This window comes from Psychromonas sp. (genome assembly GCF_041586535.1).
GTDB lineage: Bacteria > Pseudomonadota > Gammaproteobacteria > Enterobacterales > Psychromonadaceae > Psychromonas.
Window position 1 is genome coordinate 1 of the sequence record NZ_JBFGZY010000119.1, and the last position, 13,368, is coordinate 13,368.

Here is a 13,368-nt window from a genome sequence, read left to right on the forward strand (position 1 = left end):
TCCGCGCCCCCAAACCAACACCTTCATAAAACAACAATTTTATAGCATCAATATCTGGGCAGGTTCCAGAATAAAATAAAAGCGTAGTTTTGATTATCGATATATATGGGGCGCAGACTTTAGTCTGCATAAGAAAAATAACAACTCAAAGAATGCGGACTGAAAAAAGGAGTCGCAGAGCTCCTCCGCTCATGATACTAGACTGCGGTCTAATTCGCTCCGCGCCCCCAAACCAAGACCTTCATAAAACAACAATTTTATAGCATCAATATCTGGGCAGGTTACGGAATAAAATAAAAGCGTAGTTTTGATTATCGATATATATGGGGCGCAGACTTTAGTCTGCATAAGAGAAATAACAACTCAAAGAATGCGGACTAAAAAAAGGAGTCGCAGAGCTCCTCCGCTCATGATACTAGACTGTCGTGAATTACTTCGGGCGTCCTGCCCTTCGCCCTTCGGGTCATTGTCATAAACTCCAATGTTCAAATTTGTTCCTGACAAATTTGTCGCTCCGCGCCCCCAAACCAAGACCTTCATAAAACAACAATTTTATAGCATCAATATCTGGGCAGGTTACAGAATAAAATAAAAGTGTAGTTTTGATTATCGATATATATGGGGCGCAGACTTTAGTCTGCATAAGAGAAATAACAACTCAAAGAATGCGGACTGAAGTCCGCGCCCCCAAACCAACACCTTCATAAAACAACAATTTTATAGCATCAATATCTGGGCAGGTTACAGAATAAAATAAAAGCGTAGTTTTGATTATCGATATATAGGGGGTGCAGACTTTAGTCTGCATAAGAGAAATAACAACTCAAAGAATGCGGACTAAACCCCGCGCCCCAAACCTACAATGCAACATGATGTTTTATGAATGATCCTGCAATACACTGCAGCTGATTTCACATTCGCCGAGCTCTGCTGCTATATAGGCGGTATCGCCGGAAATGGTGACTGAAAAATCCATACTGCGTTTTAGCAGTTTCGCTAATGCCTGAATCTGCTCAAAATTAAACTGATAAACTTCCAGGTTGCTGAGTTTCTCAAAATCAGCTGCGGATTGCTTCCACCATACGTTTGATTTTGTATTAAAGCTGTAAACCTTCACGGCTTGAGCAAGGCGGCTGGCTTTTTTGATGCGCTCAAATGCAGGTTCGCCGACATCAACCCACAGTAAAAATTCATCAGCTAAACTTTTTGCCCAGATATCGGGATCATCGGCCACGGATAACCCTTTGGTAAAAGTTAAAAACTCCTGCGCATTCAAGCAATAGGCGATCACCCGCGCCATCATACGTTCAGGCGTTTCAGAGGGGTGCAGAGCAACGGTAAGATTCAGGGTGTCATATCGATCCTGATTAAGATCTGACAGATTGATATTCATTTTGTAGATGGTTGGTTTAAGTGCCATGATTTTTCCAAATTAAAGCAAAAAGCCACGTAACTACGTGGCTTTTATATCTATGCAGGTTATGTTGCGGACTGCTTATGCAACAGGCATTTTAGCCAGTTCTTCACAGACCATATCACCAAACTCTGAAGTGCTTACCAGGTTAGCTTCACCTTCTTTAGAAAGATCTGACGTTGAATAACCTTTTTCAAAGACACTCTGCATTGCAGCCCAAAGGTTTTTCGCTTCTTTATCCATACCGAAGCTCATTTCCAGCATTAATGCCACAGAGCCGATCATCGAGTAAGGGTTTGCAATACCTTTGCCGGCGATATCCGGTGCGCTGCCGTGAGATGGTTCGTAGTAAGATTTTTCAGGACCTTTACAAGCTGAAGGCATTAGACCTAATGAGCCTAAGATACCGCCGCCCTGGTCGCTTAAGATATCACCAAACATGTTTTCCATCACCATCACATCAAACATGCCGGGGTTTAAACAAAGGTAAGTTGCAGCCGCATCAACCAGGATGTTTTTCACTTCCACTTCCGGGTAGTTTTTGCTTTCTTCTTCAACAATTTCATTCCACAGAACGCTTGATTTTAGTACGTTTGATTTGTGAATATTATGCAGTACCTTTTTACGTTTCATAGAAACATCAAAAGCCACTTTGATGATTTGACGGATTTGGTCTTCATCATATTCAAGTACTTCACGTACAAAACGTTTACCGTTTGCATCAACACCGGTTTCTTTTTCGCCGAAGTATAATCCGCCAACCAGTTCACGGATGATCATGATATCGATACCGTCACCGATAACAGACTCTTTTAAAGGAGAAAAGTGTGCAAGACCTTTTGGCAGGTAAACCGGACGGAAGTTTGCGTAAGTGTTGTAACGACGACGCAGCGGTAATAATGCGCCACGCTCAGGCTGCTCATCCACAGGAATTTTTTTAGAGTCTTCGTGGTTTAAGCCGATTGTACCTTTAAGAATCGCATCCGCTTTATCACAAGCCGCTTTGGTTTCATCAGGAAAAGATTTGCCCGTTGCAAAATAAGCAGCTGCGCCAAATAGGACATCGTTCAGTTCAAAGTTAACGTCCGCATTACGCTGTTCAACCAGTTTTAATACTTTAACCGCTTCTTTCATTACTTCAGGACCGATACCGTCACCTGCAAGCAAAGCAATGTTATATGTTGTCATTTTAATTCCCTAAATGATTTGATTGGTGTTTTGTAATTTTGTGCAGGCATCATATAGGAAAAACCCCGCCCGTTTCAAATTTAGAAAAGCTTTTTTCACGGAATTTTGCTGAATTTATGCAAAAAATTGCAATGGTTATGCAATAGGTGCAATCTTGGGGGGGCGCGGACTTCAGTCCGCATAAGAAAAATAACAGATCAACAGATGTGCGCTAAAAATGGATGCGTATGCTTATACTCTCATAACTGAGCCAACATTGCAGACTAAAGTCTGCGCCCCAAAGAGATGACTACAATTCGCCTCGAACCCCAACAACAAAAGAGTATTTTGCTAAAAACAGCAGTCGCAGTGCTTATACTCTCATAACTGAGCCAACATTGCAGACTAAAGTCTGCGCCCCAAAGAGATGACTTCAATTCGCCTCGAACCCCAACAACAACAACAACAACAACAACAACAACAACAACAACAGATGTAGGCTAAAAACAGCAGTCGCAGTACTTATATCCTCAGAACTAAACCAACAGATGCAGACTAAAGTCTGCGCCCCAAAGAGATGACTACAATTCACCTCGAACCCCAACAACAAAAGATGTGGGCTAAAAACAGCAGTCGCAGTACTTATATCCTCATAACTGAGCCAACATTGCAGACTAAAGTCTGCGCCCCAAAGAGATGACTTCAATTCGCCTCGAACCCCAACAACAACAGATGCGGGCTAAAAACAGCAGTCGCAGTGCTTATATCCTCAGAACTGAGCCAACAGATGCAGACTAAAGTCTGCGCCCCGACTACCCAATCGCCGAAAGCTTTGACAAAACAAGCATCAATAACGTTCAATAACGGCAATGAAAGACGGTGGGCAAGCGCACCCTACGTTTTCTATTAGAACTATCACACCGGATTGTCGATATCGACAAAGGTGACATCACAGTCAAACTCACCTTGCAGCCATTCACCCAATGCTTTTACGCCGTAACGCTCTGTTGCATGATGGCCGGCGGCATAAAAATGAATGCCCATCTCTCTGGCGATATGCACTGTGCGCTCGGACACTTCGCCGCTGATAAAGGCATCAATGCCCTGCTCCGCGGCAATGTTGATATAGTCCTGCCCGCCGCCGGTACACCAGGCGATACTTTTTATCTCTTTCTTGCCGCCATCAATATGCAATGGCTTACGGGCTAAAACCGATTCTATTCGTTCTGCCAAGTCAGCGGGTGATATAGCTTGGGCAAATTTGCCGACTCGGCCGACACTGCGTTTGTCCCAGGGCTCTAACGGGCGACGGTCGGTAATACCTAACAATCTGGCTAACTCGGCGTTATTACCTAATTCCGGATGCACATCAAGGGGCAGGTGATAAGCGTATAGATTGATCTCCTTGTCGAGCAGGCTTTTTATGCGCTTATATTTCATGCCGGTTATTTCCTGGGCTTCGCCTTTCCAGAAAAAGCCGTGGTGCACTAAAATCGCATCGGCATCTTCTGCGCAGGCAACATCGATTAATGCCTGACAGGCGGTCACGCCGGTAATGATTTTTTTAATTTCCGCTTTACCCTCAATTTGTAAACCGTTGGGGCAATAATCTTTAAACTGATGGATTTCCAGAAATTGATCTAATTTATTGGCAAGTTTTTTATTGTTCATTATTTATTCCCGCTGAATTGTTTATACGTTAAAGGTAACATTCGCAAGTATAAAACTGAAGCCTGTTATTTTTCTACCAGATAACGGGTCGGAATAATAAAAGAGAACTGGCTGCCCTCTCCTAACTGGCTTTTTATCTTTAATTCGCAGCCGTAATGGCTCAGGGTATGCTTGACGATGGAGAGCCCCAAACCGGAGCCCCCCGTATCACGGGAGCGCGATTCATCGACCCGGTAGAAACGCTCGGTCAGATGCGGAATATGCTCAGCTGCAATCCCGTCGCCATTATCAACAACCGAAAAGTGCCCGCCGGTTTTGCAGGACAGGCACCAGACCACCTTAATGGAGCCATTAGCTGGCGTATAATTCACCGCGTTATAGACTAAATTTGCCATTACACTGCGGATCTGCATTTCATCACCCAGCAGGCGTAACTTGGGATTTACATCGAACTCAATAGTTAAGCCTTTGTTTTTACCCAGTTCACGGGCTTCATTTTCAATCTGTTTCAGTAACATCGGCACATTGACGATCATATCCAAATCCACGCTGCCGGCACCCTCTACTTTAGACAGTGTCATTATCTGCTCAACCAGCGCACACATCCGGCTGGTTTGCTGATCCAGTATATGCAGGGTTTTTGCCTGCTGTGATTTTTCATCCAGCTGCATCTCCATAATTTCAATATACCCCTGTAACACGGTTAACGGGGTGCGCAGCTCGTGAGAAACATTGGCAATAAAATGACGGCGCATCTCATCCATTGCGCGGTAACTGGTAACGTCACGGACAATCAATAGACGTTTATGTTTTGCATAGGGCATTACGCTGAATTCCAGTAATTGATCCGCATGAATAGGAGATGGCAATTCTAATGTTTCCACCGGGTTATCGCGTTTTAAAAATGCCACAAATTCAGGATTGGGTACCAGAGAGGTGATGTGCTCACCGTAAATTTCTTTTCGGGAGAAAGCGGATTTATCATTGCGCTTGAAGCCCAATTGAAACTGCGCCAGACGGTTGGACCAGACAATCCCGCCGTTTTTCGCATATACAATTACACCATCGGACAAGGCTTCCGAGCCTTCACTGAAGCGGCGGATAATACTGGCGAGATCATTACGCCGCTTGCGGTATCTCTGCTGCATATTGTGCAGACCGTTAAAGGCGTGCTGCCAGTCCAATTGACCTTTCGGCAAAATGGTACTTTTATTGAACCATAACCAGTTATTAAGTTTATACAGATAATAATAATGCCAGACAATATGCCCGAAAAAAGCCAGCAGCAGCAGCTCTTTCAGGCAGTTAAAAAACATGCCCAGAATAATAACCGGCAGATAAAAAGCGGATAATGCAACCGCCTGGTGTTTGGCTGTAAAAGGTTTCAAATTGCTAACTCTATTGATTAATTATTTTGTGAACTTTGGTATTGCTCTGCTATGTGATGATTTAAAATACAAAATCCGTCTTCATTTAAGCGAGTTAAATGTAACTTGGGGCCGCGGAGCGACAAATTTTTCAGGAAAAAATTTGAACAGCTTTAGCTGGCCCGCAGGGCGAAGGGCAGGACGCCCGAAGTAATTCACGCCAGTTCAGTCTTTTGGGGCGCAGGCTTTAGCCTGCATTGTTGGTTTTGTCATAAAAAGATAATCTATGATCATTCTTTTTACAGTCCGCGCAAAACAGCAAATCAAAACAATGCGGACTAAAAAAAGGAGTCGCAGGAAAGGAGTCGCAGAGCTCCTCCGCTCATGATACTAGACTGCGGTCTAATTCGCTCCTCCGCTCATAACACCGGACTTTCGTTAATTACTTCGGACATCCTGCCCTCCGCCCTTCGGGCCATTGTCATAAACTCCAATGTTCAAATTTATTCCTGACAAATTTGTCGCTCCGCGCCCCAAGAGACTGGACTGTCGTAAACTCCAACGTTCAAATTTTCGCTCCGCGTCACTGTACGGGCAAGTTCCGCGCGTCAGTACAGACAAACCGCTTTGCCCTAACTGCGGTTGGAAAAGCGGTAACCGGCACCGCGCACGGTTTGTATTAAATTTCCATGATCTGCCAGCGCTTTACGCAGCCGTCTGATATGGACATCCACGGTGCGGTCTTCAACATATACATTGGTTCCCCAAACGTTATTAAGCAGTTGCTCACGGCTATAAACGCGATCCTGATGAGTCATAAAAAAGTGCAATAATTTAAACTCCGTCGGCCCCATATTCAGTGCTTCATCCGCTAGTGACACGCGATGGGAAACCGGATCAAGGCTGAGCGAATTGCAGGTTAAAACATCATCCAATGAAGTGGGGTTAACCCGTCGCAACACCGATTTTAAACGCGCCATCAGCTCTTTTGGTGAAAATGGTTTGGTAACATAATCATCTGCCCCGCTTTCCAGTCCTTTGACTTTATCCTGCTCTTCACCGCGGGCGGTAAGCATCACGACGGGTATCTGGCGTAAAATTTCGCCCTGTTTAAGGTGGTTAAGTAATTTAATACCGCTGCCGCCGGGGAACATCCAGTCCAATAGAATCAAATCCGGGTAAGGTTCGCGTAATTGATTTAATGCTCCCTGATAAGTATCAGCTTCAATACACTCGTATCCATGCTGATCTAATACAAAACATAACATGTCGCGGATTGCGACCTCATCTTCTACCACTAAAATACGACTTGCCATTTACTATTACCTGTTTATTCTGATTTTTATGCGCTTATTATTGCGCGGCATTATGACAGATTTATTACAAGGTCGATATTAGGTTACAAAAATGCAACAAAGCATTTTCCTGTAAAAAAATAAGCAATGTTTACCGCTCTGCTTAAAAATCCATTACACTCATCACCTATTTTTATTTCTCTGTTATTAAAGGTGCATTATATGTTTTTCAAAAACCTACAAGTATATCGTTTTACCCGTCCGCTTGAGCAGGATGCCGATACCTTAGAAAAAAATCTTGAAGAATTGTCTTTTAAACCTTGCGGCAGTCAGGATATTTCTAAACTTGGCTGGGTATTCCCAATGGGGAAAGCGGGCTCAATGTATACCCACCTTGCCGCTAAACAAATTCTTATCTGCATGCGCAAAGAGGAAAAAATGCTGCCTGCCGGGGTGATCAAAGATCAGCTCAATGAACGTGTTGAAGCAATTGAACTTGAACAGGGCCGCGCGCTGAAGAAAAAAGAGAAAGACAACCTCAAGGAAGAGATCATTATGCAGTTGCTGCCGCGTGCCTTTAGCCGCACTTCGCAGACCTTTGCCTGGATCGATCCGGAAGCAGATATGTTATATGTGGATGCCTCAAGCACACGGAAAGCCGAAGAGCTTATCTCATTACTGCGCAAAACCTTAGGCAGTTTGCCGGTGGTGCCGATTCAACTGAAAAATCAGGCCGATGTGGTGATGACCGACTGGCTAAACGAAGGCAATATTCCGGCTAATTTCGCCCTGGAAGATGAAGCTGAATTATGCTCGGCATTAGAAGGCGGCGGTATTATCCGCTGCAAACAGCAGGATCTGTTATCCGAAGAGATAAAAAACCACCTGGCAGCCGATAAGTTTGTGACTAAACTGGCCCTGAACTGGGCAGACAGTATCTCATTTGTTATCGGTGAAGAGTTTGCACTGAAACGCATTAAATTCGCAGATGTACTGCAGGAGCAGAATGAAGATATCGATAAAGATGATTTTGCCGCACGCTTTGATGCCGATTTTGCCCTGATGACCGGCGAAATCAAGCAGCTGATCCCCGCAGTGATCGATGCCTTCGGTGGCGAACAAACACTGTAGTCGTTATCGTTCAGCATTCGCCTGTTTTTGTAATGCACTTACCGTGCATCGACACCGGAATCCCGCCTTCAGGCGGGAATCTTAAACGACAACTCCATCTTTTGGGGCGCTGACTTCAGTCCGCATTTTTTTATACCAATTCCGTTAATTAGATGATCTATTTAGGCGTAGGAAAAATGGATGAAAGCAAGGCATTGATTGCAGTAACTAGTTGTTCTAATTATCGGAATTGGTATAACTAGACTTCAATTTTATGTCTAGCATCTCGGCACAATTGACCTTGCTGACTTTGCATCTTGAAGTATCATGGGTATATACTGAAAAGGTACACAAAATCATATAAGGAATAAAAATGAATGCGCAGAGCGCATATGCGGACTAAAGGCCGCGCCCCAACCACAAAAGAGCACTGCCTACCTTGGGGCATTATCACTCTTCGCTACCCCCGTCATTCCCGCGTTGTGTTGGCGGGCATCTTAAACAGCATTATTAGGTGCGTAAGCATAGCGTTATATACTGCAAAACCTTAATAAAAATTGGTGCTTAAATTTTTCTCTGCTGTCCCTCTGTGGTGAATTCGAGCTGAATGGTTACTTTGATTTCAAAACCTCTGTTATTTCCCTAAAATATCAGAGGTTTTTTCATTCTCAGGGCGAAAAAGACAACAAAATTCTGTTAATATTGCCGTCCACACCATCCCCCTAAAATTTTCAATGAGTCGAATGTTATGAGTGTTTCAATTTTTGGTAGTGCAAAAGCAAAGAGTGCAACAAAAGCCCTGCTTTTAGGTTCAGGCGAGCTCGGTAAAGAAGTGGCAATTGAGCTGCAGCGTTTTGGTATTGAAGTTATCGCTGCGGACAGTTATGAAAATGCCCCGGCTATGCAGGTCGCCCATTCATCCTATGTAGTCAGTATGCTGGACGGCGACAAATTAGCCGACATTATCCGCAAAGAAAAACCGGATTATATTATTCCGGAAGTCGAAGCGATTGCCACCGATACACTGCTTGCGTTAGAAGCGGATGGTTTTAACGTTGTGCCAACCGCTCGTGCGACAAAACTTACCATGGACAGAGAAGGTATCCGCCGTTTGGCTGCAGAAACCTTAGCGGTTAAGACCTCACCTTATATTTTCGCTGATACTAAAGAGCAATATTTGGCTGCTGTTGCAAAGATCGGTAAACCTTGTGTTATTAAGCCGGTGATGAGCAGCTCAGGCAAAGGTCAAAGCGTGGTGAAAAGCGATGCGGATTTAGAGCATGCCTGGACCTATTCTCAGCAGGGTGGGAGAACCGGTGAAGGACGCATTATAATTGAAGGTTTTGTCCCCTTTGATTATGAAATTACCCTGTTAACCGTCAGTGCCGTTGACGGTGTGCATTTCTGCGCCCCGATCGGACACAGACAGGAAGAAGGTGATTACCGTGAATCCTGGCAGCCGCAGCAGATGTCCGAGGCAGCGCTTAAAAGTGCGCAGGAGATAGCAGAAAAAGTCGTCCTGGAACTGGGCGGTTACGGTTTATTCGGCATGGAGTTTTTTGTTAAAGGCGATCAGGTTTATTTCAGCGAAGTCTCACCTCGTCCGCACGACACCGGGTTGGTGACGCTTGTTTCTCAGGATGCTTCCGAGTTTGCCCTGCATGTACGTGCTATTTTAGGTTTTCCGATTGGTCATATTACCCAATATGGCCCAACCGCATCCAGCGTTATTCTCGGCAATGGCGTATCAAAGGATATCAAATTTGAAAATATCGGAGAGGCATTGGGCGCGGTAGCGGCAGCGCAAATCCGTTTATTCGCCAAACCCGATATCAATGGCCGACGCCGTTTAGGTGTTGCCATTGCACGTGGTGAAGATATCGATAACGCAATTAATAATGCCAAAACAGTATCAGGTAAAGTGAAGATTATTTATTAATCCTCTGTTTATCTGTATAAAACATTAAAGGTAACTTCGGTTACCTTTTTTTATGCCTGTAAAAAGATAACTCATAAACCTGAATCTGCATTCAAACCATCCAGTACCTCAATAACCTTAGACCGCAGTTTAATTCATTCTACGCTATTGTGTTTTTCAGGGGCGCGGAGCGAATTAGACGACAGTCTAGAGTTATGAGCGGGCGAGCTCTGTAAGTCCTTTTTTCAGTCCGCATATGCGATCTTTCTCTCCTTTTTGATCCGTACCAGGAAAAACAAAAAAATGCGGACTGAAGTCCGCGCCCCGTTGAATAAGCATGAACTCTGCAACTCGTTTTTACAGCCCGCAAAAAAATAGAATATGTGCCACTTGTAAAAAACTAAAGATGCCACTCATAAAAGCACATTTAATAACATAAAAAACTTGAAAACCCCGCAATTTAATATTACTGTTGTTTTATACAGTGTTTTTACATACAGGGTTTTATATGTTATCTAACTATCTGCAGGCGAAGAATAAAAGCAACTCGGCCAACACAAAACCGATCCAGTTAAATGCCAAAAATTATCTTACTGTCAGTTATGACTTAGAAAATTACCATGCTTTATTAACCCATTTGAATACGGATCCCGACCAACGCTGGATACTGTTTATCGCCCCGCCCGGTAAACCTAATTTTACGTTTTTGCAGCAGTCAGGGATCCATAAGAGCCGCGTGCTTACTCTCGATGCCAATAAGGTAAAAGATTCACTGACACTGCTAAAAAGCACCCTGCAGAGTAATAATTATTCAACCGTTATCGCCTGGTTAAATCAAACCGACATCCCATTACAAAACGAACTGCAGGATTACTGCCGGGCAAGTCAAACCAGCTGTTTTGTTTATTGTAAACAGTAATGCAAATATTATTCGCTGCGCAAGCGCACCCTACGGCGAGTACAACAAAAAGATCGGGTCGAGATAACGGGATTGCGCCCGTTACCCCTCCCACACCACCGGACATGCGGTGTTTTACGCTGAAATTCGGTATTAGCATATTAAAGAAGAGCAGGTATAATGCAGGCAACTTTATTAACCAGGTAGATAAAATATGTACAACTACAGTGAACCAACTAAAAAATTAATTAACCAAATCGGTAGCGGTGATGCGGCGTACGTCCCTAAAGCCATTACCTGTGCGCTGAAAACCTTAGATAGAATTGCGGCAAATGAAGAGTTACCAAAAAGTGTGCGTGAAGAAGCCGCTTATGCCGCAGCTAACTTAGAGCTGAGCGATTACAACGACGATTAACAAAAAAGTTAAGCAATAAAAAAGGAGCGTTAAGCTCCTTTTTTATTGGTTTTAAAACTCGGGGCTTCGGCTTTAGCCGAGCAGAATATATTCAGAAAAATAATAGCAAATAACAGCGCGGCTGAAGCCGCGGCTCCAAGGGCAGAGCTGTCGTGAACACTAAAGTTCAAATTTGTCGCTCCGCGCCCCTGAATGTAATTAACCGATATGGGTCAAACCGCCCATATAGTTGTGCAGCACTTGCGGGATTTCAATACGACCATCTGCAAGTTGATAGTTTTCCAGCACGGCAACCAGAGTACGGCCTACCGCTAATCCTGAACCGTTTAGGGTATGTATTAACTCCGGCTTTTTAGCACCAGTCGGGCGGAAGCGCGCCTGCAGGCGACGCGCCTGGAAATCACCCACATTTGAACAAGATGAAATTTCACGATACTGTCCCTGCGCCGGTAACCACACTTCCAGATCGTAAGTTTTAGTTGCGCCAAAGCCCATATCACCAGTACATAACACTACTTTACGGTAAGGTAAGCCAAGATTTTTTAACACCTGCTCAGCATGCCCGGTTAACTCTTCAAGCGCTTCAAAACTTTTCTCAGGATGAACCAACTGTACCATTTCAACTTTATCAAACTGATGCTGACGGATTAAACCGCGGGTATCACGGCCATAAGATCCCGCTTCACTGCGAAAACAGGGAGTATGCGCGGTTAATTTAAGCGGCAGATCAGATTCATCATAAATCATATCACGGCTCATATTAGTCAGCGGCACTTCAGCAGTTGGAATAAGTGACATACCAATACCCTCTTCCGTAGCCGGATTGGTATTAAACAGATCGTCACCAAACTTTGGCAGCTGCCCGGTACCATATAAACTGTCCGCATTGACCAGATAAGGTACATACATCTCAGTATAACCATGGTGGTTGGTATGCAGATCCAGCATATATTGTGCTAATGCTCGGTGTAATTTAGCTATTTGTCCCTGCATTACAATAAAGCGGGAACCACTGATTTTAACTGCAGATTTAAAATCTAATCCGCCTAAGGCTTCACCCAAGTCAACATGATCTTTTACTTTAAAATCAAATTGCTTCGGTTCACCCCATGTTAATACTTCCACATTTTCACTTTCATCTTTACCCACAGGGGCTGATTCATGGGGTAAATTAGGCATATTGTAGGCGATCTGTTTGATCTGTTCTGCCAGTTGGGCAAAATCTTCTTTAGCACGCTCTAAGTCTTCACCCAGTACATTCATTTCAGCACGTATTTGGGTAATATCTTCACCACGTTTTGCCGCTTGACCAATCTCTTTCGAGCGGCTGTTACGCTCTGCCTGTAACGATTCAGTGGTTACCTGTAACACTTTTCTTTTTTCTTCCAGCTCATTGATTAACTCAACATCCAGAGTATATCCCCGTGAAGCTAATCGTTGTGCAGTTTGTTCTAACTCGTTACGCAAAAATTTTGGATCTAACATGCTTTTTCCTAACTTTTAAAGACTAATAATGTGCCGACGTAGGCGGCTAAAAGACAGACCACAACATTTAATACGATATTAAGGATCGCCTTAAACAATTCACCCTGTTGAAAAAGCAGTAAATTATCCATGGAAAATGTTGAAAAGGTCGTTAATGCACCCAAAAACCCGACTCCGATTAACGGCCACCAGGGCGATGCTGTGATTGTTTCCTGTTGAATTAGCTGAAAAATACAGCCCATAATCAACGAGCCAATGATATTGACCGAGAGTGTAGCAAATGGAAAACCTTTTCCAAAGAGACTAAACATGCCAATACTGATTAAATAGCGTAATGTGGCACCAACTGCGCCACCACTTGCTACTAATACGATATTTGTAACTATTGTTTTCATAAAAAAGGCTTATCTCTGTAATAAAATGACTGAATGTTAAAAACTAATATGTTACTGCTTTTGGGGCGCGGCCTTTGCGCATATGCGGACTGAAAAAAGGACTTACAGAGCTCGCCCGCTCATAACTCTAGACTGTCGTCTAATTCGCTCCGCGCCCCTGTGATTTAAACAAAAGGGTATAACTTCAGTAACGTTTATGAGTACTTTGCCGGTTTAACTGCTGTAAATAATCA

11 protein-coding genes are annotated in these 13,368 nt (G+C 43.8%); 4 read left to right on the top strand and 7 right to left on the bottom strand.

Features of this window, described 5'->3' with window-relative positions; translation table 11 throughout:
• Nucleotides 1–877: 877 nt before the first annotated feature.
• From ABZA00_RS13045 to phoB, 5 genes are all read right to left on the bottom strand, one after another.
• Nucleotides 878–1,420, bottom strand: a complete 543-nt coding sequence (locus ABZA00_RS13045; protein WP_372882602.1) for a YaeQ family protein — start codon at nt 1,418–1,420, stop codon at nt 878–880.
• A gap of 75 nt (nt 1,421–1,495) precedes the next feature.
• Entirely contained in the window at nt 1,496–2,602 is a 1,107-nt protein-coding gene (leuB, locus tag ABZA00_RS13050) for a 3-isopropylmalate dehydrogenase (RefSeq protein ID WP_372882603.1), read from the bottom strand.
• 894 nt (nt 2,603–3,496) lie between these two features.
• The gene (locus ABZA00_RS13055; protein ID WP_372882604.1) at nt 3,497–4,252 is read right to left on the bottom strand and encodes a Nif3-like dinuclear metal center hexameric protein; all 756 of its coding nucleotides are present in this window, start codon (nt 4,250–4,252) and stop codon (nt 3,497–3,499) included.
• A 65-nt stretch (nt 4,253–4,317) separates the two neighbouring features.
• Nucleotides 4,318–5,640, bottom strand: coding sequence for a phosphate regulon sensor histidine kinase PhoR (gene phoR, locus ABZA00_RS13060; protein ID WP_372882605.1), 1,323 nt, complete (start codon nt 5,638–5,640; stop codon nt 4,318–4,320).
• A 611-nt stretch (nt 5,641–6,251) separates the two neighbouring features.
• Nucleotides 6,252–6,935 carry a phosphate regulon transcriptional regulator PhoB gene (gene phoB / locus ABZA00_RS13065; RefSeq protein ID WP_372882606.1) on the bottom strand — a complete coding sequence of 228 codons (684 nt, stop codon included), beginning with the start codon at nt 6,933–6,935 and terminating at the stop codon, nt 6,252–6,254.
• A gap of 201 nt (nt 6,936–7,136) precedes the next feature.
• On the opposite strand from phoB, the gene rdgC reads away from it, so the two are divergent.
• The 4 genes from rdgC (at nt 7,137) to ABZA00_RS13085 (ending at nt 11,255) form a co-directional block, all read left to right on the top strand.
• Nucleotides 7,137–8,045, top strand: coding sequence for a recombination-associated protein RdgC (gene rdgC, locus ABZA00_RS13070; RefSeq protein WP_372882607.1), 909 nt, complete (start codon nt 7,137–7,139; stop codon nt 8,043–8,045).
• Nucleotides 8,046–8,772: 727 nt separating this feature from the next.
• Nucleotides 8,773–9,963: a formate-dependent phosphoribosylglycinamide formyltransferase gene (gene purT, locus ABZA00_RS13075; protein WP_372882608.1), complete on the top strand. Its 1,191-nt coding sequence runs from the start codon at nt 8,773–8,775 to the stop codon at nt 9,961–9,963.
• A gap of 487 nt (nt 9,964–10,450) precedes the next feature.
• On the top strand, nt 10,451–10,861 hold the full coding sequence (locus ABZA00_RS13080; protein WP_372882609.1) for a SulA-like leucine-rich domain-containing protein: 411 nt from the start codon (nt 10,451–10,453) through the stop codon (nt 10,859–10,861).
• Between the two features lie 193 nt (nt 10,862–11,054).
• The gene (locus tag ABZA00_RS13085) at nt 11,055–11,255 is read left to right on the top strand and encodes a YaeP family protein (protein ID WP_372882610.1); all 201 of its coding nucleotides are present in this window, start codon (nt 11,055–11,057) and stop codon (nt 11,253–11,255) included.
• Nucleotides 11,256–11,453: 198 nt separating this feature from the next.
• Here ABZA00_RS13085 and serS read toward each other — a convergent pair whose 3' ends face one another.
• Entirely contained in the window at nt 11,454–12,740 is a 1,287-nt protein-coding gene (serS, locus tag ABZA00_RS13090; RefSeq protein WP_372882611.1) for a serine--tRNA ligase, read from the bottom strand.
• 8 nt (nt 12,741–12,748) lie between these two features.
• The gene (crcB, locus tag ABZA00_RS13095; protein WP_372882612.1) at nt 12,749–13,135 is read right to left on the bottom strand and encodes a fluoride efflux transporter CrcB; all 387 of its coding nucleotides are present in this window, start codon (nt 13,133–13,135) and stop codon (nt 12,749–12,751) included.
• Nucleotides 13,136–13,368 lie beyond the last annotated feature (233 nt).